This window comes from Bradyrhizobium sp. FW305-F6 (assembly GCF_058782905.1).
Genome location: NZ_JBYSYD010000005.1, coordinates 46,958 through 73,132, shown reverse-complemented (window position 1 = coordinate 73,132; position 26,175 = coordinate 46,958). Strand labels below are relative to the sequence as shown.

Genomic DNA, 26,175 nt, shown 5'->3' with positions numbered 1-26,175 from the left:
AAAATGAGATTTACCGTCAAAGCCAAGCTAGCGAGCGCGTTCGGCGTGGTCATCGCGCTGTCCATGATCGCCGGAGCGGTCGGCTACATCAAATTGTCCGAGATGATCGCGACCGCCGACCAGCTGGTCAGCCGCTCCAATCGCATCGAGAGGGCTGCCGAACTCAAGGAGGGCGTGCTGTTCCTGTTGCGCGACGAGAAGAACGCCATCCTCGCCGCGACGGACGCTGGGTATGACGAGGCTGCCGCTGATCTCGTCAAGACCCGCGAAGCAGTCAACAAGTCGAAGGACGAAATCTACGCCGCCGCGAGCGAAGGCGGAAAGAAGCTGATCGACAGGTTTTCGGCGGCATTCGGCAGGATGAACGCGTTCCAGGACGAGACAGTCAGGCTGGCTCGCACCGACAAGGCGAAAGCCCTCGATCGCTCGATGCACGAAGGGCGCAAGCTGGTCGAAGATGCGCTGGAGGGCGCCGACGGCTACATCAAGAGCGCAAAGAAGAACATGGCCGACCAGGCGGAGCAGTCAAAGCAGGATGGTGTGCGGGCCGAGATGCTGCTGATCAGCCTGGTCATCGCCTCGCTTCTGATCGCGGTCGCTGCTGCGACCTGGATCGCCGTCAATATCAGCCGCGGGCTCGCCCGTGCAGTCGGCCTCGCCAATGCGGTGGCGGTCGGCGACCTCAGCCAGAAGATCGCCGTTTCCAGCAATGACGAACTCGGTGATCTCGTGACATCGCTCAATGCGATGACAGCGAATCTGAATGCCACGGCGGACCTCGCCAACGAGATCGCGCAAGGCAACCTCACCGTCGAGGCCAAGCCGCTGTCGGACAAGGACACGCTGGGATTGGCGCTCGAACAGATGGTGGAGAAGCTCCGCCAGATCGTCTCGGAAGCTTTGACGGCCGCGCAGAACGTCTCCGCCGGCAGCCAGGAACTTTCTGCGAGCGCCGAGCAGCTGTCGCAAGGCGCGACCGAGCAGGCGTCCTCGGCCGAGGAAGCCTCCTCCTCGATGGAGGAGATGGCCGCGAACGTGAAGCAGAATGCCGACAACGCCAACCAGACCGAGAAGATCGCCGCGCAGTCCGCCAAGGATGCGGAGGCGTCCGGCGCCGCCGTCGGCCGCGCCGTCAGCGCGATGCAGACCATCGCCGAGAAGATCACGATCGTGCAGGAGATCGCGCGTCAGACCGATCTCCTCGCGCTCAATGCCGCAGTGGAAGCCGCGCGCGCGGGCGAGCACGGCAAGGGCTTTGCGGTGGTCGCCTCCGAGGTACGCAAGCTCGCCGAACGCAGCCAGGCGGCGGCGGCCGAGATCGGCACGCTCTCGACCGACACCGTCAAGGTGGCGCAGGAGGCCGGCGCCATGCTGTCCAAGCTCGTTCCTGACATCAAGAAGACCGCCGAGCTCGTCGAAGAGATCACCGCGGCCTGCCGCGAGCAGGACGTCGGCTCGTCGCAGATCAACCAGGCGATCCAGCAGCTCGACAAGGTCGGCCAGCAGAACGCCAGCGCGTCCGAGCAGGTGTCCTCGACCTCGGAGGAGCTCGCCTCGCAGGCCGAGCAGCTGCAGTCGACCATCGCGTATTTCCGCATCGAGCACGACGCGAAGAGCCAGGCGGCCGCGCCGATCGACCGGGCGGTTAACCAGCTGCGCGCCAAGGCGGCCTCAATGGCGGCGACCGAGCGGCCGGCCAGGAAGCCGCAGGCCAAGCCGGCGCGCGCCGCGAAGGTTGCCGGTGGCGGCGGTTTCGCCTTCGACATGAACGAGGGCGATGACGACAGGGACGCCGATTTCCAGCGCTAGTGTTCCGAAGGATCGGCCCCCCATCGGAGGGCCGATCCGTCTTCGGCAGTCTTAGTTAAAGTGTAGGATTCAAGATGCTCCGTATGGCCGGTTATGCAACGCAGGTGGCCGTCCCGGGCCGGGGCAGCCGGTCATGATGCCTGCCCTGCAGGATACGGCCGTGCACTTGTCCGACCGCCACTTCCGGACCATCGCCGAATTGATCGAGGGCCAGGTCGGCATCAAGCTGCCGCAGGGCAAGCGGCTGATGCTGGAGGGGCGGCTGCACAAGCGCGTGCGCGCGCTGAACTTCTCCGACCTCAACGAGTATGTCGAGAATCTATTCGACGCGGACCATTTCGACACTGAGCTCACCCATCTCATCGATGTGGTGACGACCAACAAGACCGATTTCTTCCGCGAGCCGCAGCATTTCACTTTCTTGCGCGACGTCGCGATTCCCGACCTCCTGAAGGCGCGTGGACGCAGAAATGCGAATCTGAAGATCTGGAGCTCGGCGAGCTCGACCGGCATGGAAGCCTATACGACGGCGATGGTGCTGGACGACATGACGCGGAGCGGCTCGCGCTTCCAGTTTCGCGTTCTCGGGACCGACATCTCGACCGCGGTGCTGCGCCTTGCCAGGACGGCGATCTACACCCGCGACGTGCTTGCTCCGGTGCCGGAGCAGTTCGTGAAGCGCTATTTCCTGTCCTCGCGGGACAGGTCGCGCGGCGAGGTGCGGGTGGTGCCGGAAATTCGACGCTTGACGCATTTCATGAGGATGAACCTCATGGACAAGTCCTATCCGGTCGATCGCGACGTCGATATCATCTTCTGTCGCAACGTCCTGATCTATTTCGAGCGCGAGACCCAGCGCAAGGTGGTCGAGCAATTGTGCAGCCACTTACGTCCGGGCGGCTATCTGCTGGTCGGGCATTCGGAGTCGATGATTCACAGTGCCGTGCCCGGGCTGAAGCAGGTTCAGCCAACCATCTTCCAGGTCTAGCCGGAGCGCAACGACAATGCTGAGGGAGAAAGTTCGCGTGCTGATCGTGGACGATTCGGCGTCGGTGCGCCAAATCCTGCTGACGATCCTGAGTGAAGACCCCGATATCGAGGTGATGGCGACCGCATCCGATCCGTTCGTGGCGGCCAAACGGCTCGAGAAGGAGCTGCCCGACGTCATCATCCTCGACCTCGAAATGCCGCGCATGGACGGCATGACCTTCCTGCGCAAGATCATGGCGCAGCGTCCGATTCCGGTGATCATCTGCTCCTCGCTCACGGAGGCGGGCTCCAACGTGATGTTCGAGGCCTTCGAGGCCGGTGCGGTCGACATTGTACCGAAGCCGAAGATCGACACGCGGCAGGCCCTGCTCGAATGCTCGACGCGGCTGCGTGAGGCTGTGAAGTCGGCCGCCCGCGCCCGGGTGCGTCCGCGTGCGGAGCGTCGCGCCATCGAGCAGAAGCTGACGGCCGATGCCATCATCCCGCCGCCGGTGCTGGGTAAGGTCCGGCCGACCACGGAGCGCATCGTGTGCGTCGGCGCGTCCACGGGCGGCACCGAAGCCCTCAACGACGTTCTGGAGATGCTGCCGGTTCATTGTCCGCCGCTGGTCATCGTCCAGCACATGCCGGCAGGCTTCACCGCGGCCTTTGCCAGGCGTCTCGACAGTGTCTGCCAGATCAGGGTGAAGGAGGCCGAGGACGGCGAGCCGGTGCTGCCGGGCTGTGCCTATATCGCGCCCGGCGCGCGGCACATGCTGCTCCAGCGCATCGGCCTGCGCTACCAGATCGCGATCAAGGACGGGCCGCCGGTGTCGCGGCATCGCCCGTCGGTCGACGTGCTGTTCCGCTCGGCCGCCCAGCACGCCGGCGCCAACGCGCTCGGGGTCATCATGACCGGCATGGGCGACGACGGCGCGCGCGGGATGCTGGAGATGCGCAAGCTCGGCGCCGCGACGCGGGCGCAGGACGAAGAGAGCAGCGTGGTGTTCGGCATGCCCAAGGAAGCCATCGCCCATGGCGGCGTCGAGAAGGTGGTGTCGCTGCACCAGATTCCGCGCGAGATCATGCAATGGTATCAGGCTGGGCATCCCGCGGTGGCAGGTTGATGGCGATGTCGCTCATTCCGGCCGATACGCTCACCGAGGCCATCGCGGGGATCGAGGACGTCTCCTCGCGCATCGAAGACGTGTTCGCACGCGTCGGTCACGAGCTCGGTCGCGGCCACCTCATCTTCAAGGAGCTGAACCAGGGCCTGGCGGCGCTTTCCTCCGAGCTCTCCGGAGCGCAGATCGAGGGCGCCGCGACGGCGCTGCAGGAGATCGCCGCGCGGCTCAACGAGCTGGCGCAGGTGCTTCCGACCGAGACCGCCCTGCTCGAGACGATCGGCAAGAGCACGGCCGAGGCGTCTTCGCTGCTCAAGCCGCTATTCAAGCACATCCAGATGATCACCATCATCGCCCGCAGCGCGCGGATCGAGGCGGCCTCGCTCGAGGGCGACCGCGAGGGCTTTCTCGCCTTCACGCAAGAGGCCTACGATCTCGGCAAGGCCGTGCAGGGCGCGATCGAGGGCTGCGCGCGGGATCAGCAGCACCTGTCCGAGGCCGTCGCCACGGCATTCGGTCGGCAGAAGGAGTTCGAGAGCCGCTACCGCAATCAACTGGCTGCGGAGAGCGCCGAGCTCGGTTCGGCCTATTCCGGATTGCGAGATCAGCGCAGCAGCAGCAGCCACCTCGCCGATCTCGCCAGTTCCAGTACCAGGAAGATCGCCGAGGCGGTCGGAGGCGCGATCATCTCCTTGCAGGCGGGCGACAGCACGCGCCAGCGTCTCGAGCATGTCTCCCACGGCCTCGGCCTCGCCTCGGAACGTGCCCCGAGCCTCGTGCCGGAGCCGGTCGCGAGCGAGGACGGCGCGCGCGCGATCTGCCAGCTGCAGGCCGCCCAGCTCAGGGATGCCCAACGCGAGTTCGGCGGGGACATCGACCAGATCGTTCGCGCGCTGACCGCCATCCTGCACGATGCGGACAGCGTCGTCGGGCACGGCCGCACGTTGGTCGGTGGCGAGGATGGCGGCTCATCATCGTTCCTGACACGCATCAAGCAGACGTTGGCGCACGCGTCCACGCTGATCGCCACCTGCGAGGGGGCGGGCCGCTCCGTCGACGAGGCGCTCGCGCTGGTCGAGGACACACTGGCGAAATTCCGCCAGGCGATTGCGGGGCTCGCCGAGGCGACGGTGGACATCACGCTGATCGGGATGAATGCGGGCCTCAAGGCGAGCCATCTGGGCAGCCGCGGTAGCGCCTTCGTCGTCATTGCCAACGAGCTGAAGGCTACGGCCGACCAGGTCTCGATGGGGGCGGGGCGCCTCAAGCCGGTGCTCGACGCGATCGAACGTTCGGCCAGGGAGTTGAAGGAACTCCGTATGCAGGGCGATCCGACGCAGCTTGCGCAACTCGAACCACAGATTCTCCAGGCGCTGCGCGAGGTCGAGGCCGGGAATGAGCGGCTCGGCAAGCTGATGGGCCGGCTCGTCAAGGAAGGCGCGGAATTCGAGGAGCTGATGAATTCGGCGCAAGGCCTGATGACCACGCTCGGTGACGGCTCCGCGGCGTTGCCCGCGGTCGCGGCGCGGCTCGAGGCCGCGAGCGCGGGCGCTCAGACACCGCGGCCGGCAGCGCAGGACGAAGCGATGCTCGACGACCTCTTCGCGCGCTACACGATGGAGCGGGAGCGGGACGTGCACCGGCAATTCCTGCAAACGCTCGGGTTAACATCGGCCGCCATCATGCGCCGGGTAGAACCCGTGGAGACCGCGGACGACGGCATAGAATTGTTTTGATGGTGCCGCTGCCTGCGGCGGCAAATTTGACGGATTGTCTTTGCAGGTCGTTAACCTCTGCGGAACGCCCGCCGCGACGGCCATTGTGGCGCCCCAGAGTTGGTCGCAAATACGCATGGAATTCATGGGTGGATGTCTCCATGCTGAAAGAGGGCAAGTACGCGGCGTGGTTCAGAACCGCGCAGGCGCAAGGCACCGGTATCGTACATCTGGCCGAGGGTCGGATCTCGGGTAGTGACAGCTTCTTCATCTATGGCGGCTCCTACCAGTTCGATGACGACCGGCGTTTCACGGCCGTTCTCACCACCCGGCGGCATGCCGAGGGACCGCCCACTGTGTTCGGGCTCGACGAGGTCGAGGTCGACCTCTCCGGCGTGTATGGCGGTGCGATGGCGACCTGTTCGGGCACCGCCCGGCAAGCACCCGACGTGAGCTTCGAAGTGACGCTGATCTACAGCCAGGAGAATGTGCCGGCTGCGGAGGCCCGGGGCGCCGTCGTGAGGCTCAATGACAAATTGCCCAAGGGCCTCGACAGCCGTTCACGAGGGCGCCCTCTCCCCGCACCTTCCAGGCCTCCCGCATCTTAGTCTTGCGTTGACGCTATCGCAGCGGAACTGGATCGCCTCGGCATCGCACAACAAAGCCTTTAGACCTGGAACATATGTTGAGGCCGAACAAGCGTGGTGGGAGAACATGCCTCAGATCTGGATGACATATGACGAACTCGCGGCGCTCTATGGTTGTACAGCGCCGGAAGCCCGGCTTCAGGCGCTGAACATGTCGCTCGACCGCCGCAAGAGCCGCGATGGAAATACCCGCGTCAAGCTGAATGTGGCGCTGATGGCGCGGTTCATCGACACGATCCGCAAAAGCGAATTCGATCTCGATGACGCTGTCGCGGCGTTGCGCGATGCGCATCGCGCCATGTCCGGAGGTCCAGCGATTGAGCCGGCGAGCCTCAGGCGTTCAGGGGCATAGGTGCCGCTCGAAGGATCGATGCATCAAAGGAACCAGGCATCGGCCACAGCCGTACCTCGAGCGCTCTAAGCACTGTGGGGAACCGTCTAGCTCTTCTTCTTGCTCTTCGACTTGAGCGACAGACCAAGCCTCAAAGCCATGCGCTTGATGGCGTCGGGCGATCGTCCCAGCTGCTTGGCCGCGTCTTCCAGCGAAGCTGAAGACTTTGCCAACTCCATGAGCTTGCGGTCCTCCTTGAACGACCAGGGCTTGCGCGCCATAACCGAAAAGTTCCTCTCGTCGACGAAACGGCAAAGCCGCCAAGCGGACCCATTTCGCTCGACGGCTTTGCTTGGATGGGGCCGGCCTTTGGGGGAGGCCGGTGGCGAGAGGAATAGAGGATCTTGGAATCCTCGCAACAAAGACTGCGGATTAAGCTAACTGCTCAACCTTACTTGCAGCTCGATGCGATCGCTCGGTAGTTGTACGGCTTGGTGGCAGCTGCGCCCCTCGGTTTTCAGTGCGCAACCGGCTTTGTCGAGAAGGCGGCACGGCGTGCATTCGGCATTATTCGCGCCGGAGAGAGATCTCTTTCAGGGGCTTCTCTGGGGAAAGTCCGGTCTGATGACTGCTTTCTCAATTCGCACAACGGTGCGATCGTTGTCGCACAAGCTGATCGCTGGCTGCGGCGCCACGAGCGGTCGTGCTAATCAGCCACAACATAATCCGCGGCCCGACCGCAAGGAGCGGCAAGTAACCATGTGTGGTTACGTTGAATTGAACTGATCGTTGTTTAGGCGGCTCCCGCAAGCTACGCTCGGACGATTTCAACCGAAGTGATTGCTCACGGCGTCGGCGTGAGTGGGAGCTCGAGTCGATTATCTGCTCTTGCTTTCGTGCAGTATTTCTTGCGGGCGCCGCACGCCGCACTGGACGAACCGCAGAAGGCGAGAGAGGAGTGCCCGCTTGAGCAGCAACGCACCGCGTCGATATGTCGGTGATGGAACGGGACGTTACGTCTTGATCGGCCTGACCTATGAGGAGACGCTCGAGTTCCAGCGCCTGGATCGCCTCGAGATGGGCCGGCTCGGTGCCAGGGCCGACATAGCTAAACGGAGCGATCTCGGAGCGGCTGACGAAGAGCTGCGCTGGCTGGAGCTCTATGCCAAGCACGATTGCGGTTGGAAAGATTGGGTGACAGCCAGCCGTACTGTGCGGCGTGATTCCAACATTCTTAAGCGCAAGGATCGGTCTGAATCGACGGCCTGTTCGGCGGCCTTGGGAAGCGCGCGGAACGATCAACCCTGAGAGCAGAAGGTCTGAGCTCCGCCTACCGCGTCGGCACACCCCGCCCCTAACTGCTCTGCATTCGGGTCGTCCGCCAATCCTGCAACTCCGAGCATCTGACGCAATCGAGCATGGAGGATGAGCGGCGGGGCGAAGCCCGGATCACATGGCGACCGTGATGTTCGGCCTTGTGACGAGGCGCCCCCGGGCCGGTGGCTGCACGAGGCCACCATGATTACGGAGTAGATTTCAAATATTGCCGAGATTTTTGCGGTAATCCGATTTTGCGAATTGTGTCGTAAGCTCAATGCTTTACGGCGCCATCCATTTTTGCTCGATTTTCTGGCCCATTTTTGCCGCTTGACTCGCATTTAAGACCGCTGGCACAGATTAAAAAGGGGTGGGCGAATCGCACCGTGCAATGCGGTCGGTTGTGAGCGATGGGTTGCGATGCAAAAGAAGATCGACCTTGAGGCGATGCCACTGGACGAGATGTGGGCGCTTCACGAGGAGATTGGGCAGATACTGTCAGTGCGCCTGACCTCCGAAAAGCGCGAGCTCGAAAAGCGCCTGGCTCAACTTCGTGGCGAAAAGGAAGCCGCCTTAGGAGAGCCCGCGGAAGGTGCATCAAGGGAACGCCGCAAGTACCCTCGTGTCTATCCGAAGTATCGCAATCCCAATGAGCCATCCCAAACTTGGTCCGGTCGAGGAAAACAGCCGCGGTGGCTGACTGCCGCATTGAGAACCGGCCGCTCGATCGACGAGTTTGTCATCGCAAATCAAGAGACGCGAGACGGTACGCCTCGGCGGCGCCGAGCCTGAGCCATCCAGGTTGGTGCTGGGTGGGGTAAGCAAGACCTTGCTGCCAGGTTGGGCCGAGGTCGGTTATAACCCGTCAGGGGAAGATCAATAAATCAAGTGATCCGGAGAAGGGTCGTATGCCTCCAATGGGCGCGACTCCGCGGCACTGGCACCGCCGGGTCGGAGCGGCGGGTCCAACCGGCAGACGCGCTCGGCCGTATCATGCTGCCGCCTGTGCCGCAGCGAAAGCTCGGCGGTCCAGGCTGAGGCATTGACATGAGGGCGAGAAAGCAAGCGCGTTGCTACGCCTCGCGCGCAACGGCTCAAAGTTGCGAATTTCCAGTGGCCCCTGCATTCGGTGGCGCCTCGCACGTGTGACTCCCGAAGGGCAGGTGAGGCAGACCGTAATCTGCGGCGGCTGCAGGTTTACGTTTGCTTAACCTTAATGATTTACCGCTTGTTTACGCAGATTAACACGCATTGATGTTGGAGCTTATTCTTTGCCGGCCAGCCGCAGCCTTTGTTTGAGCGTGGCCGTCTGCGTCATGGCGGCCATAGCCGTTTCTGGTTGCAGCTCGCCGGGTGTCGTGGGTCTCACCGTCGACGCGCGGCCGAGATTATCATCTCAACCTGTGTCGCTCGAATCCTACGCTCAAGCGACCGATCCTTCCCCGACAGGCGCGGTCCCGTTGCCGTCACGGTCGTCGCGGGCTGTTCCGACGTCGGAGGGTGGCAACGGCCAAATGATCGGCGTCTCGCCGGAGAAGCCGGCAGCGGGAGCAGCCAACGGTACCGTCGTGCTCAATCTCGCCGGTGTCCCCTTGCAGCAGGCGGCAAAAACCGTCCTCGGAGACCTGATCGGCGTAAACTACATCCTTGATCCGCGTGTGGACGGTGTGATCTCGGTTGAAACGACGAAGCCGGTCACGAAGGCGGAAGCGCTGGAATTGTTTCAAGCAGCGTTGGCACCCGCCGGTGCAACACTTGTGCAGAGCCGGGGCGTCTATCGGATCGTCCCGACGGACCAAGCGGCTACCGGTATCGTGGCCACCGTTCGCGGGGGAGGCGATGGAGCAAGTCCGGGCAGTGGAGTCCGGGTCGTTCAACTGAAATATGTCGCCGCGACGGAGGTCGCTCGTGTGCTTGAGCCGATGGTGCCCAAGGGAGCGATAGTTCAGGCCGACGACGCACGTAACATACTGGCCTTGAAGGGCACACCTTCGGAAATCGACAACATGCTCGACTCGATTGCGATCTTCGATGTCGACGTGATGAAGGGAATGTCGTTTGCGGTTGTCCCGGTAAAGGCCTCTCAGCCGGAAAAGATGGTGGACGAACTCAAGGCGGTCTTCTCGTCGGACAAGGAAGGGCCGCTGAAAGGGCGCGTGAAATTTGTCGCGAACAATCGCCTCGGCGCAATTCTCGTCATAACGTCCCATCCAAGTTATCTCCCTCGCGCTCAGTCGTGGATCCGACGGCTGGATTCCCGTGCAAGCGGAACCGAGCCTCAGCTGCACATTTATCAGGTGCAGAATCGAACGGCCGCAGAGCTTGCGGCGGTTCTCCAATCCATGTTCTCCAACGAGATGAAGGTGGTGCGACCGTCGACCAGGAACGTATCCCCGCGTTCGAAGCAGGTCAGTCTGCTTGGCGACATGAAGAGAGCGAACGGTGTCGCGACTGCGGCGGACTCGGCCGGACCCGGCGGATTTGGACGAGGGGGGGATCCGCAGTCCAACTCTCGCCAGGCGGACATGGATCCCGACAGCCTCGCAGCGGAGCCGTCCGAAGAGAGCGGCAGTGCAGATTCGAAGGGGGAGCCCGTTCTCAAGATCGTGGCCGACGAAGCAAAGAATTCGTTGCTGATCATGGCCAACGACCGGGACTATCAACGCGTCCTGCGCGTCGTTCAGGGCCTCGATGTCGTTGCGAGCCAGGTGCTCATCGAAGCGGTGATCGCCGAAGTTACGTTGAACGACAATCTGCAATTCGGATTGCAATGGCAACTCGCGAAGCAGGGGCAGCCCACCGCCACATTCTCCAGCGCTCTCACGGGAGGGGTCGCTGCAGCGTTTCCGGGATTCAACTACGCTGTAAACACCGCGAGCATCGCGGCCACCCTTAGCGCGTTGGACGCTCTTACCCATGTCAACGTGATCTCGACACCTTCGCTGATGGTTCTCGACAACAAGACTGCCCGACTGCAAATCGGCGATCAGGTGCCGATCACCACTCAGACCGCGACCAGTACGGTCACTGCCAATACGGCGATCGTGAATTCGATCACGATGCAGGATACCGGCGTCATCCTGGCGGTAACTCCCAGGATCAATGAAAGCGGTCGAGTTCAGTTGGACATCGAGCAGGAAGTCAGTAACGTCGTGAAGACGACCACTTCCAAGATCGACTCGCCGACGATTCAGCAGCGGCGTGTGAAGACGACCGTCGTCGTGAGCGACGGTGAGGTCCTCGCTCTCGGCGGCATGATTCAGGATCAGTCCAACAGGACGAGCACGCAGATTCCCATCGTCGGCGACATTCCTGTCGTGGGAGCTCTCTTCGCGAACAGAGGCAACTCGGTCCAGAAAACCGAGCTCGTCATCCTCATCACACCGAAGGTCGTGCGTGATCCGACGGAAAGCCGGCTCGTTACGGAGGAATATCGACGGAAGATGCATGTTTACATGCCTCATACGTCGACCCGGGAGCGCAGTTTCGCCAACACGGCGCAGCGGCTGGTGGTCCCGTGAGCACCGCGTTGCGCGTGGTCCTGCTTCCCGTCTTGGTGTGGACCCTCGGCGGCTGTGCAACGGGTTACTACAATTTCGCTCCGCCCTCTCCTTATATGGTGCTGCCGGTCGACGAATCGATGTCATGCAACGCAATTGCCGCATCGTTTCGGTACTCGGTGAGGCGTGCGGCGCGTTTCGAATACTGGCTCGCTGCCGGTCCGCTCGCGGGCTACGACTCGGAACGATTTCCTCTCGATGCTCCCAAGCAACTGCTCGACGAGCGAAAGCGCTTGGATGCATTGACTGACCTGCAACGCACCAAAGGCTGCACGGTCATCGAACCGGGTCCTGCCGTTGCCGCGGAGCGTGAGCGCCTCGAGGAATCGGCACGTGCGTCTCGCCCGCCAGTGGTACTGAATTCGAAGGGCTAGGGCTCGATGTCAGATTCTCACGCAGGGCGGCAGCCGTCGTTGCTGCGTTGGCGATGAGGCCGAAGTGCCTAGTCGCCATTCGCGTATCACATAGGGTAGCTGGGTTCCGCCTTCGAAGTCGATCAGCGCTTCGCGGACTTGTCTCGATCCATCGCTCAAAGTGACGTCCGCGCGTATGGTGACACTGCCTGATGCCGAGATCCGGCGAGGTTGAGCAGGCGGAGGGCTCAGCCCAAGCGCCTCGATCAGGGCCGGAGAGGCCGCTTCGCCTGCAGGCGAAGTACGGCCGGATGCAACAGTAATGAACGGTAGCGCCTTCCTGAATAGCCCGAGCGACATTCCGGCCATTTGATCCAGCTCCATGATACTGGTGATTCCGGGCCGAGGACCTTGCTTGCCGTTCGTGGTGGACGGTGATGGGTTACCCGCCTCGGTGCCGGGCCTTGGCGTGTTGCTCTGCGTGGTGCTCCTGGTTCTCAGGATTTCTCCGGATATTGTCTCACCGAGGGCCTTGTCACTTGCGAGCGCAGCGAACAGCCGTTCCAGAATGGGTTTGGACGCGGTGTTGAGATCGACCTTGCCGATCTCCTCCTCTACCGTGACGAAGGCGCGCTCACCGCCCGGCATCCTGCATTGCAATGGAAACCTTGTCCTTCCCTCCGGCATCAATGTTGCCGCGATCGCCAAATTGATCGCACTCTCGGCCGCCGCTGCCGCCCTGGCGATTGAAGTGTCCGCGCTCGCGATCCTGCTGCGATATTTCGCCCCTGCGACGAGCGTTCCCCCCAGCAGGAGGATCAATCCCAAACCCCAGATCACCGTCACGAGGGCGAAGCCGCGCTGATGGCGATGTAACAGCGACCGAAGGAGGCTTTTGCGGGGAGTTTCTTGCATTTCGAGCGGTTTGCCAGGCTCGCAGACAGGGTTCGGCCAAACTAGACACAAATGGCAAACGATCCGTCAAACAGCATGTGTTAACCAAACCGCTCTAGGATTCCCGGGTATCTCTAACGGGTCAGGTCCACGAGCACGAGATGCCGTCCAGTGTTCAGGAATTGCCGCGGCATGCGCATCTGCCAGAGGGCGGCGGGGTGGGGCTGACCCCCAAAGATCCAAACTTTGCAGAAGCGTTTACCGGCCACCTCGTCGCTGAAGAAATTCTCGACAGGAGTGCGGTCGCGCGAGCCAGGCGAGCGGCGGAAGCGGCTTCGGAACGTATCGACACCGTTCTAGTGAAGCTCGGCTTGGTGTCCGAGGTCGACCTGTGCAGCGCCTATGCATCCTATTGCGGGTTGGCCGTGGTCGGCCCCGGCGATATCCCGGCGCGGCCGGTCCTGGCCGAACGGCTGGGCTTGACGTTTCTCAAAACGAGCCGTTCTCTTCCCGTCGCGCTCGGGAGAGAGTCCTTGCTGCTGGCCGTCGTGGATCCATTCGACGACGAAGCGCGTCGTTCGATCTCCTACATGCTGGGCATTCGCGTCGACCTCGCCGTAATTGCGCCTGCCGACATCGAACGCGCCTTCCGGGACGTCTATCAGGACCAGGAGCCGGCATCTCAGGCTGACGACGAACAAATAGCGGCGACCGGCGGCAACGAGGGAAACGAGCCGGACGTCGAGCGGCTGCGTGATATCGCGAACGAAGCGCCGATCATACGATTGGTGAACCAGATCATATCGCATGCCGTCGAGCGGGGTGCTTCGGACGTTCACGTCGAGCCTGGGCGCGACGAAGTCGCAATTCGCATTCGTCTTGACGGCTTCCTGCGGCCCGAGCGATCCGTGCCTACGACACTTCGAGCTGCCCTGACGACGCGTATCAAGATCATGGCCAGGCTGGATATCGCGGAGCGACGACTGCCGCAGGACGGACGGATAAAGACCGCGGTTCGAGGGACCGAGGTCGACATTCGTGTATCGACGATACCAACCGCATTCGGGGAGAGCCTCGTCCTACGCATTCTCGACCGCACTCGCGTCGAGCTCGAATTCCCGAAGCTCGGCTTGGACAAAGTTACGGAGAAAAACCTTCATCGTCTGATGGCGCTTCCGAATGGTCTTGTCCTGGTGACGGGACCAACCGGCAGCGGCAAGACAACGACCTTGTACACTGCGCTGAAGCACCTCAACCGCCCCGAGCTGAAGGTCTTTACGGTCGAAGATCCTATCGAGTACCAGCTTGCCGGCATCAACCAGGTTCAGGTTCAGCCACAGATCGGGCTCGATTTTCCTTCTGCCCTGCGCGCAATCCTGCGTCAGGACCCCGACGTTATCATGGTCGGCGAGATCCGCGACGTGGAGACCGCGCGTATCGCGGTTCAGGCGGCTCTGACCGGTCATCTCGTGTTTTCCACGCTGCATACCAACGGCGCCCTCGCAGCGATCACACGCCTCATAGACATCGGGCTCGAACGTTACCTGCTCGCGTCGACAATTTCGGGAGTGATGGCACAGCGCCTGGTGCGGCGCTTGTGTCGACATTGCTCGCGTCGGCATGTCGATCACGGCGGCATCCCGGCCACGCTGACCATCGCGCCCCCCGAAGGCATGGTGGTGGATTGGTCCGATAGCCGCGAGGCGGTTGGATGCGAAGCCTGTGGTGGTACAGGCTATAGCGGCCGGACAACCGTCTCCGAGTTGCTCGTCGTCAACGACGATGTACGACAGGCGATCGGCCGAAGAAGTGGCGATCAACTGACGCTCGAAAACCTGGCAAGGGCTGCCGGCTTCGTAAGTCTCTACGAGAACGGATTGATGAAGGTCGCGGCCGGTGAAACAACCTTGGACGAAGTGCTTCGCGTTACCCGCACGACATGAAGGAGCACTACGATGGCGACCTATCGATATCGAGCCTATACGGCCCAGGGGGTCGTCACGGCGGGGACCATAGCGGCTGAGGGAACCGATGCGGCCATCGACGCGCTATATGCCGCCGGGCTCACTCCATTCGAGACTTCGCTCTCCGAGGCTGGTGACGAGGTGCGAGCTTCGGCACGACAGAAAACGCAGCCGGTTTGGCGCCGGGAATTCGTGCGATCGAATCATTTTGGTCTGAGCGAGCTGACGGCCTTCACCGTTGAACTGGCTGCGTTGGTCAATTCGGGCTTGCCGCTCGATGTCTCGTTTCGGGTGTTGGCTGGGCCGGGTACGTCGCCTAAACGCGCCCGATTGGCCAGTGATCTGCTGCAGGAGATCCTGGGCGGGGCTCAGCTTTCTGAAGCCATGCGGCTCAGGCCGGCGATCTTCCCGCAGGATTACGTGGCGATCGTGGGCGCGGGGGAGGCCAGTGGACGCACCGGCGAAGTCTTGGGGCAGATTGGCGACATGCTCACGAAGCGCCTCGAGATTCGTAACAAGATCAGATCTTCGCTGGTCTATCCCGTCATTCTCCTTCTCATGTCACTCGCCTCCGTCGCGGTGATCGTCTTCGTGCTGATCCCCAACCTGTCACCGATCTTTGCAGATGCTGGCTTGCCGCTGCCGGGAATTCTCGGAGTCCTGGCCGGTGTTCCCGATCATTGGCTGCCGTTGACGGTGTGTCTGTTGGGAGGGGCGGCGGTCTGCGCAATGCTCTGGTACAGAATCAGGAGGAACGCGAGTGTGGCGCTGGGGCTGGATCGCATCAAGTCCAGGGCTCCCGTCTTGGGCCGGCTGCTTCAGATGCGGGAGGCCGGCCTCTTTGCTCGCTCGCTCGGTACGTTGCTCGATGCGCGAGTGCCGCTCATGACCGCGCTGCAGATTGCCAGGTCGCTGGTCTCCAATCGTTACATGAATGCAGGCTATGCCGACGCAATCGCGCGCGTGCCAGAAGGCGTGTCTTTGAACCAGGCGTTTGCCGGGACGGACCTTCTGCCACCGGCGGCGCTGCAACTCATTGCAGTCGGAGAGCAGTCCGGGCAACTCGCACCCATGCTGATCCGGATTGCGACCACTCTCGACGGAGAACTGCAGCGCCGGATTGAGCAAATGGTCAATCTGTTGACTCCGGTTCTTACGCTCGTCATCGGCGGCGCTGTGGGCGCGCTGATCATGCAGGTGATGAGTGCCGTCCTCTCGATCAACAATCTGGCGATCCAATGAGGCTTCGGTCAAGCTCGTCCGCAGGGTTCACATTGATTGAGCTCCTGGTGGTCCTTGGGATCATGGCGCTCATCCTTGCGTCAGCGGTAATGGCGCGCCCGCAGAATGCCGCTGCCCGCGTCGAAAGGACGGCTCGGTCGATGATTGCCACGTTCCAGCTCGCGCGGTCTCGAGCGATGGCGGCCAACACAGACGTTGTCGTTGCGATCGATCCGGTGAATGCGGAATTCGGCTATCGGAATGCGATGCATAAACTTCCGAAAGGGATGAGCATCGCAGTGACGATCGCCGAGACAGAACGCCGCGGCGACACGGGCGCGCTTCGCTTCTTTCCGGACGGTCAGTCCAGTGGCGGAGACGTTTTGCTGAGCTACCAGGGCTACACCCGGCGGATAGCGGTGAACTGGTTTACTGGCCAGCCGGTCCTGGGTCGATGATGCGCCGATTTGCTCACAATCGGGTCGATCCAGCGCGGAGCGGCGGGCGCGACGGATTTGCCCTTATCGAAATTGTCGTTGCTTTTGCAATTCTGGCGTTGGGGATAGGTACCATACTGGTCGGGATCACTGTCGCCATGCGTTCCGACACCCAAGCCCGCAACAGCAGAGTGATGAACCGTATTGCGCAGTCGCGTTTGGAAGCGGCCGGCATCGTGTCGAAGCTCGCGGTCGGTCAGCGACAGGGTCAAGTCGGTCAGTTCATTTGGCGAGAGACTGTGACCCGCGCGACGATCGAAGGCGAGCAAAGGAAAGGCAATGTCGCCAAGGAGGCCGATAGTGCCGTCATTCCCGTTTGGGTCGAAGTCATGGTTAGCTCGCCGGATGGACGCGAGGAGCGGCTATCGGCCCTGAAACTTGCGCCTCGGATCGCGCCATGATGGGATTCGTCGGAAAGCGCATACCGAGGCGCCCCATGCGCTCACGCGCGGCCGAGCACGGGTTGACCTTGATCGAGCTCCTCGTATCGATGGCGATCCTTGCTCTGCTTGCCGGCTCCATCGTGGGAGGGCTCTCGATAGGCCGCCGTGCATTCGATTCCGATCGGGCTAGCGGCAATGATGCAAGAGCTGATGCGGCGATCCAAAGCCTCCTGAATTTGCTGTCTTCGGCGCTGCCCTATCCTATCGACGAAAAGAATTCTGCGGTGTTCGAAGGCAGTGAAGAGAAGATCCGCTTTGTCGCGCTGAGCGAGGGGCGCGCGCTTCGTGGCGGCGCTTACGGGGCGGATCTACGGCGCGTCGGCGGTGACCTCGTGCTCACGATAACCCGCCGTTCGGACGGACCGAAGCAAGGCAAGTCGCCGATTTCGACGCTTGTGATTCTTCGCGGCGTTCGCGCCGTTCACTTCGGATACTTCGGCGCGTCGGGGCAGGCGGTCTGGCAGACCGAGTGGAACTCGCAAAGCTTGCCTAACCTGGTCTCTATCATGGTCGACTTTGAAGACGGGCGAACAAGTGGTCCCCGTGCCGTGGTTGCACTTCGACAAGGCTGAGCAATCGGCGAGCCGCAACGGTTCGTTACCCTTCGTAAAGATTTAGTAAATATGCTCTTCGAGCTAGGGCTCTTGCCAAGGAACAATGCGCGCGATGGTCGGCCTTTCGGAAATCCGCCCTCTTGATCGGGAGACTCTTGCGCTCGGCTGGCGCCAGTTCGCGCATTGGTGGATGGCCGAGTTTCGGGCGGCTGTCCCGGCCAGGTGGCGCCCTTTGCTCAACCGCAAGGTTCGGCCGACGTGTTTTGTATCGCGCAGTGACGATGTCGTCACATGTGATTTGGACCGGGACGGGGGTACGGTTCGGCGGCAATTCCCCGCGGCTGCCTTCGACGGCTCCGCGCTGCTCGAATGGCTCGCGCAACTCGGCCTCCGACGTGATCAAGTCCTGTTCGCTGCTGTTCTCCCTGAAGACTTGTTCTTGAGACGAAATCTGAACATTCCCGGGGAGGCTCTCGCTTCGCTGCCTCAAATACTTGATCAGGAAGTTGTCCGCCGAACGCCCTTTCGGCTCACGGACGTTTGGCACGCTGCCAGCCCGATCCCCAATGCGTCTCGCGACGGCGCCGGCCCGCACTGCCACTGGATCATCGCGCGAGAGCGGGCGACAGCGGCGATCGCGCCCATGGCAATTGCGATGGAAGAGATCGATTTTCTGGCTGTTCGGACTGAAGATGGCCGGCTCGCTTCTGTGGTTCAGATCCGACCCGATGCAGGGGCGAATGCGCCGGAGGCAGCTCGCGCCATAAAGTCCCTGTGGCTAACCCTGCTCGCGGCAGTGGTTTTGGGCCTCATGATCTTCGAATGGTACCAGGCCGGCTTGGCGGCCGAGCTGGATACCGAACTCCTGGACGCCAAAGCCAGCCTGCAGGGAGGAAAGAGCCAGTCCAGCCAAAGAATGCGGCTCTTCGCGCTGAAAGCCGATGGTGGTTTCCTGGCCGTTTGGGACGAACTGTCCCGCGCTCTGCCGGACGATACATTCCTGACAGAACTCAGAATGAATCAGGGGCAAGTGACCATATCCGGCTACTCGTCGCAGGCCGCCCATCTTGTGAGAATTCTTGACCGGTCGCCCATGTTTTCGGGCGCGACTCTGATCGCCGCCATCGTTCCTGATGCCAATGAAGGCAAGGACCGATTCAGTATCAGGTTCCGATTGCGCAATAGCCTACTGGCGCGGCCAGCCGAGACGGGATGGAAGGCAGAGCAATGAAGGACTTGTTTGCCAGGCAGGTGAGCAGGCGGGCGTTCCTGGCCTTCAATGCGGTCGGGCTGGTGCTCTTGCTCCTTCTGTTCGTCGGCCCGGTGCTCTCGCATTTCTCGACCAGAAACGACGAGATCCAGGATAGCCTCGTACAGTTGGCGTATCTCCAGCGTATCACCGGCGAAGCACAGGTGATGGAGAAGCGCGGTGTCCAGAGCACGCAACCCTTCATGGTTGGCGACGAGGAACGCGTCATCAGTGCCGATCTGCAAGCGAGGCTGAAAGCCATGGCGACCGCCAAGGGCGCGCACGTGCTCGGGCTTCGCGGATTGCAGGGCGGTCGTATCGCACAATCCCGGACGGTTGCAGTCGGATTGCAGTTTGAGGGATCGCTCGGAATTGTGCGGGATGTGATAGCGGAAATTGAGGATCAGTCTCCATTTCTGTTCATTACCGACGCCTCCCTGAGGCCGGCCAGTGACGGCGACGCAGCCATGCTTCGGGCGGAGTTCAAGGTCGAGGGTGTCATGCAGGAATTTCGCGGCAAGCCGCCGGGCATGAAGGAGGATCAAACAGCCGCCGACCTGACTGGAACGAGGACACAGCAATGACCGGGGAAGCTGTGCAAGGCAGCCGCGCTCAGCGGGCAATGATCTGGTTGCGGAGTGTCCCGCGAGCGCGCAGCCTTGCTGCGCCCATCGACGCGATGCTGCCGTCCAAGAATGCATTTGCCGAACTCCCGCCGGCGTCGCGCTATCTCATGACCGGGCTACGGCTGTCGATCATGCTGACCGGCATCGTCACAATCGCCGCAATCCTCGCCTTGAAAGTGTCGGTGATGGCTCCTTCGATTTCGTTGGGAGCGGTCTCCTCCACCGTTTCGACGGGCAAGGCGCGTGAGAAGAAGGCCTACGACCATGTCACCGCGCGTCCTGTCTTCGCGCGGACGCGGCAGGCATCGATCGCGATCATAGACACGTCGGCGGATGCTTCGTCTCCAACCGTCAACCCTGCCGTCGCAACACTGGATACGAACATCGTTCTCAGAGGCGTCCTGATCAGCGGGTCGCTGCAAAAAGCATTCATCACGTCAGCTCAAAATCCGACGGGCCGTTGGATCCAGGTCGATGGGGATGTCGATGGCTGGCGACTTATCGAGGTAAAACCCGAGCAGGTCACGCTCGAAGGCCAAGGCCAGACGCTCGCGCTGAAGCGGAGCGTGTTATCAAAGTGAACTGCGCCTTGCGCAAGACCACCAGACGCATTGGCCGCTTCCTCGCGGACGGGCTGACGTTCCGGCGTGCGCGACGGCAAGATGCCGTTGTGGCTTGGTCTCTGGTCGGAGGTTCGATCTGGCTCGTTGCGAGCCTGGTTTTCGGCACGATCGAACCGGCAGTGTTGTGTTCGGGGCTCTATTTGCTCGTGGTCTTGCTGGCGGTGTGTGCCATCGACGCGCGTTTCGGAATCATTCCGGATAGCTTCAACCTGGCGCTCGTCGCCGGTGGAGTGGCAGAATATGCGTTGGCGCATGACGCCGCGGTGCATATCGGCGTCTTCGAAGCGGCTGCGGTCTTTGTTGCGGTTGCTGCCTTTCGAAGCGCCTTCCGCTGGTTGCGCGGATATGACGGGTTTGGATTCGGTGACGTGAAGTTCGTTAGTGCCGCGAGCCTTTGGATTGGTTTTGAAGCCTTGCCGGGAGCAGTTCTGATTGCGGTTGGGTCGGCGCTTGTGGCCATCCTGCTCTCCGGTACCGAACGATACGAGGTTGGCGGCCGGCCGGCCATTCCGTTTGGCCCGCATCTCGCGACCGGCGTCTGGCTGACCTGGAATTTCGATAAGCTCTGGGGTTTCGGAAGCGTCTAGTCCCGTCCATCCAGCCAATTTGTGGTTGGATGACCAGTTGCGATTAACCAGGGGCACCAACTCTGCTGTATGGCGGCAAGCCGGCAAGATAGAACAAGCGATCTGTCTTTACTCGAACGCTGTTTAGCGGACCGGATTGTACACCATGCGATTGGCTTCCTCGCTAGCGATTGTCGCGGCCTGCCTCTCGTGCTCCTCCCCAGCGAAGGCGCAGATGCCGTTCTATTATGGTCCGAGCGTTCTTGTCGGCCCGGCACTCCGCGCTCCATGGCCCGTCATGCGAGACGCGTTCACGACCAATCCTTTGGATGATGGCTATGATTATCCGTTCGGGTATGGCGAATATGCGACTTACGGCCGGTGGGCCGTCGGTGCGATGTGCTATGATTTACGAAGGCCGGTACGGACCAGCCTCGGGCTACGATGGCGCACAATCCGCCGTTGCGACTGAGTTGCCCGGCGAAAGTTCATTTTGCCGTACGTCGCCCGGTATCGGTGATTCGGACGAGCTTGGCCTGGGTTCGATCAATCGCCTCTCGTAACTTCAAGACTTCGGCGTAGCGCACCTGCAAAGACTTTCGTGTGGGTTGACGGCCGCAACGAGCAGAACTGTGTCGCCGAAGTGTCACCTTTAGCTCTCCTGAAAACTTTGTATTGATCAGCAAGGATCGAAATTGAGGCCAGTCCGAATGCTCTCTATCGAGTTTACAATCTAGTCGCGCTCGGGTGAAGAGAAAGCCGAGCTCGGGACCTTTGTTCCATCACTGAAACCTGGCGGGCGTGGCGTAGCCGACACGGTCGGTCAGATGAACGCGCAGATCCTGTCAATTCGTTCAGGAATCAATCCTTCGGCCGGCGGGCGGTCGCCGCCTCTGCGGAGATATCTTTCTGCATCTGGCGATTGAGAGCCTTGCGTTCGGCCTTCGCGACCATTTCGCGAAGTGAAATGACCTCCGCGATCAAAGCCTGCAGCGAGCCGTTATGCTGCCTCGGATCGCCGGCCTTTGCCCTCGACCGCTTCTTTGCTACCGCCATCAAAATCGTCCTTTTCATGCGCGGCCTGATACAGGTCAACTTCAACAAGGAGACGCATGTGACCACGCTGCTTTCCGAGTTGCTGTTGACGGCAATGTCGGACGACTGCCTGGTCAGCGTTCGGTCGCGAATTCAACAGCGGCGAACTTATTGAACGGTCTTCTAACTACAACAGAAACGTGCGGTTAAGCTTGACATCGACATTGAGGTTAACTGCGCTCGCCTACCTGATTTGAAGGGAAGGGCAGGAGCGCGCCCACAGGGCTCTGACACCGCAATGATCAAGATATCGAGTAGACCGTGATCGCGACGGCGAGGATTCTGTTTGCCAGACGACAGCATGCGGGCGCAGTCAGTGTCGTCGTGAGGGAGCGAATGTGGATCGACATTCACAGGGGACGGCACTCTGAACTAACGCTCTAATAGCGCTACCGAGGCCTAAAGCATGATCCGGAAAGTGCGAAGCGGCCTTCCGGAGCGATCATGCGCGAACAACCACCTAAAGCGATGACGATTCATTCAAATCTTGCTTTAGACAGACGCTCGGTCTGCAAGCCCAGCCGTCTATGAAATTTTAGCTGATAGGGTTACGCGAAATTCACTCCGATCTCGTCGTCTCTGGGATGTCAAGTCTTTGGACACAACTTCGCATCAGGATTGGTCCAAAATGAACAGCAGACAAATTCGGAGGCTGGACCGTGTCGGAGATCGTTCGGAATGGACAGGGGCTGACTGGAAGGGCAGGCAAGCGGGGCCGCGCCGATGCGGGATACACGCTGCTCGAACTCTTGGTGGTTATGGGGGTCATCGGCATCCTCACGGCCGTCGCCACGCCGCAATTGATGGGATACTTCGGAAAGGCGAAAGCTCAATCGGCTCAATTGCAGATCGAGAATATCAACACCGCCCTTGAAATGTACTATATGGAGAATGGCGCATATCCGAGCGTTAACGTCGGCTTGAGGGCGTTGGTCGAAGCGCCCCCGGAGGCGCCCCGTTGGAACGGTCCGTACCTGAAGAATACCAAAACCCTCCTGGACCCGTGGGGGCGGCCGTATCAATACGCCGTCACTGATCAGGGCGAGTACAACGTCTATTCATTGGGACCGAGCGGAAAGGGCGCAAAAAAAGCAAGTTCGGACGCACGCTCCACGCGGGCGTCATGGGCTAACGGGTCAAGCTGATGCGCTCCCAACGGCAGTTTCTCTACGGCCTCCCGCGCTCGCTGCCACGGAGAAGCGCCGCGCCTGCGGCATCAGGTCCGAAGTTCTTTCGGTGCTGACCGGGTGATTGCCTCGGGCTTCAGCGCTGCTTGGGCTTCGACGATCTCCTGCCGCAGCCTGACGACCTGAGCGTAAGCGACATCCAGGCTTTCCCGTGTTGATTCGGGAGAGGGCGCAAGACTTGTCTTGTTCGGCTTTGAGCGCTGCATGGATGTGTCCTCGCCGTTAATGATCGTTGGTCCCGAGAAGTCCTGCCTTGGTTCGCTCACGGTCTAGTGAACGCAACTGCATGGCTTCCGGCAAATACGTGGCTTCCAATGGTTGGCTTCCTGCAACGAATGTGCCGCTCTTCGAGGTACCAGCGCGCCGGCGAGTGATACAATCTAGGTAATAATTTACCTCTGTTGATCGACCCCGCTCAGCACGCCAGGAGGCAGAAAGGCCCCGATTTCAGGGGCGGGGACGAAGTATTTCGCGATGTCCCGACTATCGTTCTTGCCGGTCAATCTTTCCCGGCGGACCTCGGAGATCTTGCGGCTCATGATTCCGACCAAGCAGTGACGCCGAAGGTCGAACACCCCTGCGCCGGAATTTCCGGTCTGAGCCACATCCGCTATGGCCGTTTTGAAGCGGCGTGCCGATTCGGGGATCATCTGCGGAGGAAATATGCGGGAATGCTCGATCCTACCCGGGACGAGCGTCACGACGTCCTCCCCCGGCGCTGGAACGGCGGCGCACAACCGCATTCTCCGCAGGGCTAGACGCATCGGCAGGAGAGTTTCCTTGACCGAAAGAAGGGTGAGATCCGTCCCCTCGAAGGTGCCCTCCTTGACCATCGTAGTCGGGTATTCCCGACCTTCGATCACGACCCGCGGCTTCGTCAGCCAGGCTTGGCCCGCGACATGTGCGGCAGTCAGAAAATACCCCCTGCCAAGATAGATGCCGTAGCCCGGCCAATCCTGCGTCGGCGTCCGGTGAATGTTGATGGCAAACGGCGGAAGGGTGTCTTCCGCCATTTGTGCCATCGCAGGATTATAGCCGGCCGTCAGGCTTATGAGGGCTGCGAAGAGCTGTGTAATCCGAGACCACGGCATGCGGAACTTGCCGGCTAGTTTCGCGACTGGAGCGTCATAATGAGGCATCCTGGCAAACTGCAAGGCTCGAACGAGAGGCCAGCGCGCGGCGTGTCGAGCACCGTCAGCCAGTCCGAGCCGCCGTCTCCTCCTGGAATGCCTGATAAGCAAGGCGAATGCCATGCGTCAGTGAAGTTCGAGCACGCCAACCGAGCTTTTCCAGTCGTGTTACGTCCAACAGCTTGCGTGGCGTGCCGTCTGGGCGCGTCGTATCGAAGACGATACGTCCACGATAGCCCACCACTTCCGCAATCAACCGGGCAAACTCGCCGATGGTGATATCCTGCCCGGTGCCGATGTTGATGAGATCCAGATCAGAATAGACCTTCATGATGTGGATGCATGCATCCGCAAGATCATCGACATAAAGGAACTCCCGTTGGGGCGTCCCCGTGCCCCACACCACGACCTGGTCCGCGCCCGACAGCTTGGCTTCGTGAAAGCGGCGGATCAGGGCCGCCACGACATGGCTGTATTCGGGATGGTAGTTGTCTCCAGGGCCGTAGAGGTTGGTTGGCATCACGCTGATGAAGTCGGCACCGTACTGATGACGATAGGCCTCGACCATCTTGATGCCCGCGATCTTTGCGATCGCATAAGGCTCATTCGTGAGTTCCAGAGGGCCCGTCAGGATCGCGCTTTCCTTGATGGGTTGAGGAGCCAGCCTGGGGTAAATACAGGAAGACCCCAGAAACATCAGCTTCTCTACGCCATTCACGTGCGCGGCATGAACGACGTTGCTCATGATGACCAAATTCTCATAGAGAAATTCCGCCCGGAGCGTGTTGTTGGCTACGATGCCGCCGACTTTCGCTGCGGCCAAGAAGACGACCTGCGGACGATTGGCAGAGAACCACGAGAACACGGCCGCTTGGTCGCGGAGGTCGAGTTCGCTCCGTGTCGTCGTCAGGAGTTGAACTCCTTCGGGCGCCAAACGGCGGACGAGTGCAGAGCCGACCATGCCGCGGTGGCCGGCGACAAAGACCGATTTCCCTCTCAGTTCAAACGGCGCTTCGGCCATTGGCAACCTCCCGCTTAGCCGCGGTCAGATCGCTGGCGACCATTTCGGAGACCAGCTCGGTAAATTTTCTTTTCGGACTCCATCCTAAGATCTGCCGTGCTTTGGAAGCATCGCCAATGAGGAGCTCGACTTCTGTGGGCCGGAAATAGGTCGGATCGACCTTCACGAGGACCTTGCCCGTTTTTTTGTCGATGCCGATCTCGTCGACTCCCTTCCCCTGCCATTCGATCCGGCGGTCCACTTCTGCAAAGGAAGCGGCGACGAATTCGCGGACGGAATGCATTTCGCCGGTTGCAAGAACGAAGTCGTCAGGTCGATCCGCCTGCAGAATGAGGTGCATGCCCTCGACGTAGTCCTTCGCGTGTCCCCAGTCGCGCTGTGCGTCGAGGTTTCCGAGATAAAGCGTATCCTCCAAGCCGACCTCGATTCTCGCGACGGCGCGAGTGATCTTGCGCGTTACGAACGTTTCTCCGCGAAGCGGGCTTTCGTGATTGAACAGGATCCCATTGCTGGCGAACATGCCGTACGCTTCACGGTAGTTCACAGTAATCCAATAGCCGTAAAGCTTGGCGACGCCGTAGGGGGAACGCGGATAAAACGGAGTCGTCTCCTTCTGAGGGATTTCCTGCACAAGTCCAAACAACTCGGAAGTGGACGCTTGGTAGAAGCGCGTTTCCTTCTCCATCCCGAGGATGCGAATGGCCTCAAGGATACGAAGGACTCCGACCGCGTCCGCGTTGGCAGTGTATTCCGGGCTCTCGAAACTCACCCCGACATGGCTCTGAGCCGCGAGATTATAGATCTCCGTCGGCCGGATCTGCTGCATGAGACGGATCAGGTTCGTCGAATCCGTCATGTCCCCATAGTGCATGAGGAAGGGCACGTCTTCGTCGTGGGGATCCCGATACAGATGGTCGACCCTCGCCGTATTGAACGATGACGAGCGCCGCTTCACGCCATGAACCGCATAGCCGAGTCCCAGGAGATACTCGGCCAGATAGGCGCCGTCTTGTCCCGTAACTCCGGTGATCAGCGCAACACGTTTGGAAGCCGTATGCATGTTCAATACACATCCAATAGAGAAATTGGTCTTGGAGGGTGGTCACGACGCAAAAGGTCGACCCTCTCCTCTTACTTCATCTCAAAGCGACATTGAAATAGATTGGAATAGTCCCCTTCGCGGCGGTCGAACTGTCGATCGGTTGGGTTAATCTCGCCGCTCAGCTGATCAAATATGCCCCAGCTGCCCAAAAATTAACATTCGGCTTGGAATCTGAGTT

General features: G+C 61.0%; 27 protein-coding genes. 21 read left to right on the top strand and 6 right to left on the bottom strand.

The window, feature by feature from the left end:
• The first annotated feature begins 3 nt into the window (after positions 1-3).
• The 6 genes from AC3WLX_RS28440 (at position 4) to AC3WLX_RS28415 (ending at position 6,616) form a co-directional block, all read left to right on the top strand.
• Positions 4-1,809 (top strand): methyl-accepting chemotaxis protein, encoded by a 1,806-nt coding sequence (locus AC3WLX_RS28440; protein WP_492338475.1) that lies wholly within the window; start codon positions 4-6, stop codon positions 1,807-1,809.
• A 133-nt stretch (positions 1,810-1,942) separates the two neighbouring features.
• Complete coding sequence (locus AC3WLX_RS28435) at positions 1,943-2,797, top strand: CheR family methyltransferase (protein WP_291623921.1); 855 nt, start codon at positions 1,943-1,945, stop codon at positions 2,795-2,797.
• A 16-nt stretch (positions 2,798-2,813) separates the two neighbouring features.
• Positions 2,814-3,905: a protein-glutamate methylesterase/protein-glutamine glutaminase gene (locus AC3WLX_RS28430; protein WP_291623923.1), complete on the top strand. Its 1,092-nt coding sequence runs from the start codon at positions 2,814-2,816 to the stop codon at positions 3,903-3,905.
• A 5-nt stretch (positions 3,906-3,910) separates the two neighbouring features.
• Complete coding sequence (locus tag AC3WLX_RS28425; protein WP_492338700.1) at positions 3,911-5,638, top strand: chemotaxis protein; 1,728 nt, start codon at positions 3,911-3,913, stop codon at positions 5,636-5,638.
• Positions 5,639-5,778: 140 nt separating this feature from the next.
• Positions 5,779-6,225 carry a hypothetical protein gene (locus AC3WLX_RS28420; protein ID WP_291623927.1) on the top strand — a complete coding sequence of 149 codons (447 nt, stop codon included), beginning with the start codon at positions 5,779-5,781 and terminating at the stop codon, positions 6,223-6,225.
• Between the two features lie 7 nt (positions 6,226-6,232).
• A complete protein-coding gene (locus AC3WLX_RS28415; RefSeq protein ID WP_492338474.1) occupies positions 6,233-6,616 on the top strand; it encodes a hypothetical protein in 384 nt (127 codons plus the stop codon).
• Positions 6,617-6,702: 86 nt separating this feature from the next.
• On the opposite strand, the gene AC3WLX_RS28410 is transcribed toward AC3WLX_RS28415, so the two are convergent.
• On the bottom strand, positions 6,703-6,876 hold the full coding sequence (locus tag AC3WLX_RS28410) for a hypothetical protein (RefSeq protein WP_492338473.1): 174 nt from the start codon (positions 6,874-6,876) through the stop codon (positions 6,703-6,705).
• A gap of 685 nt (positions 6,877-7,561) precedes the next feature.
• On the opposite strand from AC3WLX_RS28410, the gene AC3WLX_RS28405 reads away from it, so the two are divergent.
• The 4 genes from AC3WLX_RS28405 to AC3WLX_RS28390 all read left to right on the top strand — a co-directional run bounded on the left by AC3WLX_RS28405 (position 7,562) and on the right by AC3WLX_RS28390 (position 11,846).
• The gene (locus AC3WLX_RS28405; protein ID WP_291623933.1) at positions 7,562-7,903 is read left to right on the top strand and encodes a hypothetical protein; all 342 of its coding nucleotides are present in this window, start codon (positions 7,562-7,564) and stop codon (positions 7,901-7,903) included.
• A 429-nt stretch (positions 7,904-8,332) separates the two neighbouring features.
• Positions 8,333-8,704: an H-NS histone family protein gene (locus tag AC3WLX_RS28400; RefSeq protein WP_291623935.1), complete on the top strand. Its 372-nt coding sequence runs from the start codon at positions 8,333-8,335 to the stop codon at positions 8,702-8,704.
• Between the two features lie 722 nt (positions 8,705-9,426).
• Complete coding sequence (gene gspD, locus AC3WLX_RS28395; RefSeq protein WP_291623937.1) at positions 9,427-11,433, top strand: type II secretion system secretin GspD; 2,007 nt, start codon at positions 9,427-9,429, stop codon at positions 11,431-11,433.
• Positions 11,430-11,846, top strand: a complete 417-nt coding sequence (locus AC3WLX_RS28390) for a hypothetical protein (RefSeq protein WP_492338472.1) — start codon at positions 11,430-11,432, stop codon at positions 11,844-11,846. Before gspD ends, AC3WLX_RS28390 begins: the two co-directional genes overlap by 4 nt.
• 9 nt (positions 11,847-11,855) lie before the next feature.
• Here AC3WLX_RS28390 and AC3WLX_RS28385 read toward each other — a convergent pair whose 3' ends face one another.
• The gene (locus AC3WLX_RS28385; protein WP_492338471.1) at positions 11,856-12,671 is read right to left on the bottom strand and encodes a hypothetical protein; all 816 of its coding nucleotides are present in this window, start codon (positions 12,669-12,671) and stop codon (positions 11,856-11,858) included.
• A 209-nt stretch (positions 12,672-12,880) separates the two neighbouring features.
• Here AC3WLX_RS28385 and AC3WLX_RS28380 point away from each other — a divergent pair, with 209 nt between their 5' ends.
• The 11 genes from AC3WLX_RS28380 to gspG all read left to right on the top strand — a co-directional run bounded on the left by AC3WLX_RS28380 (position 12,881) and on the right by gspG (position 22,702).
• Positions 12,881-14,662, top strand: a complete 1,782-nt coding sequence (locus AC3WLX_RS28380) for a GspE/PulE family protein (RefSeq protein WP_492338470.1) — start codon at positions 12,881-12,883, stop codon at positions 14,660-14,662.
• 12 nt (positions 14,663-14,674) lie between these two features.
• Complete coding sequence (locus AC3WLX_RS28375) at positions 14,675-15,925, top strand: type II secretion system F family protein (protein WP_492338469.1); 1,251 nt, start codon at positions 14,675-14,677, stop codon at positions 15,923-15,925.
• Complete coding sequence (locus tag AC3WLX_RS28370) at positions 15,922-16,362, top strand: GspH/FimT family pseudopilin (RefSeq protein WP_492338468.1); 441 nt, start codon at positions 15,922-15,924, stop codon at positions 16,360-16,362. The genes AC3WLX_RS28375 and AC3WLX_RS28370 overlap by 4 nt, the downstream gene beginning before the upstream one ends.
• The gene (locus tag AC3WLX_RS28365; protein ID WP_492338467.1) at positions 16,359-16,802 is read left to right on the top strand and encodes a type IV pilus modification PilV family protein; all 444 of its coding nucleotides are present in this window, start codon (positions 16,359-16,361) and stop codon (positions 16,800-16,802) included. The genes AC3WLX_RS28370 and AC3WLX_RS28365 overlap by 4 nt, the downstream gene beginning before the upstream one ends.
• A complete protein-coding gene (locus tag AC3WLX_RS28360; RefSeq protein ID WP_492338466.1) occupies positions 16,799-17,416 on the top strand; it encodes a prepilin-type N-terminal cleavage/methylation domain-containing protein in 618 nt (205 codons plus the stop codon). The genes AC3WLX_RS28365 and AC3WLX_RS28360 overlap by 4 nt, the downstream gene beginning before the upstream one ends.
• A gap of 85 nt (positions 17,417-17,501) precedes the next feature.
• Entirely contained in the window at positions 17,502-18,629 is a 1,128-nt protein-coding gene (locus AC3WLX_RS28355) for a PilN domain-containing protein (RefSeq protein ID WP_492338465.1), read from the top strand.
• Positions 18,626-19,231: a type II secretion system protein GspM gene (gene gspM, locus AC3WLX_RS28350; protein WP_492338464.1), complete on the top strand. Its 606-nt coding sequence runs from the start codon at positions 18,626-18,628 to the stop codon at positions 19,229-19,231. The genes AC3WLX_RS28355 and gspM overlap by 4 nt, the downstream gene beginning before the upstream one ends.
• A complete protein-coding gene (locus tag AC3WLX_RS28345; protein WP_492338463.1) occupies positions 19,228-19,854 on the top strand; it encodes a hypothetical protein in 627 nt (208 codons plus the stop codon). Before gspM ends, AC3WLX_RS28345 begins: the two co-directional genes overlap by 4 nt.
• 8 nt (positions 19,855-19,862) lie before the next feature.
• Positions 19,863-20,483 (top strand): prepilin peptidase, encoded by a 621-nt coding sequence (locus tag AC3WLX_RS28340; protein WP_492338462.1) that lies wholly within the window; start codon positions 19,863-19,865, stop codon positions 20,481-20,483.
• Between the two features lie 946 nt (positions 20,484-21,429).
• Complete coding sequence (locus AC3WLX_RS28335; protein WP_492338461.1) at positions 21,430-21,672, top strand: hypothetical protein; 243 nt, start codon at positions 21,430-21,432, stop codon at positions 21,670-21,672.
• A 544-nt stretch (positions 21,673-22,216) separates the two neighbouring features.
• Positions 22,217-22,702 carry a type II secretion system major pseudopilin GspG gene (gene gspG / locus AC3WLX_RS28330; protein WP_291623852.1) on the top strand — a complete coding sequence of 162 codons (486 nt, stop codon included), beginning with the start codon at positions 22,217-22,219 and terminating at the stop codon, positions 22,700-22,702.
• A gap of 71 nt (positions 22,703-22,773) precedes the next feature.
• Here gspG and AC3WLX_RS28325 read toward each other — a convergent pair whose 3' ends face one another.
• From AC3WLX_RS28325 to gmd, 4 genes are all read right to left on the bottom strand, one after another.
• The gene (locus AC3WLX_RS28325; RefSeq protein ID WP_291623855.1) at positions 22,774-22,950 is read right to left on the bottom strand and encodes a hypothetical protein; all 177 of its coding nucleotides are present in this window, start codon (positions 22,948-22,950) and stop codon (positions 22,774-22,776) included.
• A gap of 186 nt (positions 22,951-23,136) precedes the next feature.
• Positions 23,137-23,757 (bottom strand): S1 family peptidase, encoded by a 621-nt coding sequence (locus AC3WLX_RS28320; RefSeq protein WP_291623857.1) that lies wholly within the window; start codon positions 23,755-23,757, stop codon positions 23,137-23,139.
• Between the two features lie 181 nt (positions 23,758-23,938).
• Positions 23,939-24,895 carry a GDP-L-fucose synthase gene (gene fcl / locus AC3WLX_RS28315; RefSeq protein ID WP_492338460.1) on the bottom strand — a complete coding sequence of 319 codons (957 nt, stop codon included), beginning with the start codon at positions 24,893-24,895 and terminating at the stop codon, positions 23,939-23,941.
• Positions 24,876-25,955 carry a GDP-mannose 4,6-dehydratase gene (gene gmd / locus AC3WLX_RS28310; protein WP_492338699.1) on the bottom strand — a complete coding sequence of 360 codons (1,080 nt, stop codon included), beginning with the start codon at positions 25,953-25,955 and terminating at the stop codon, positions 24,876-24,878. The genes fcl and gmd overlap by 20 nt, the downstream gene beginning before the upstream one ends.
• Positions 25,956-26,175 lie beyond the last annotated feature (220 nt).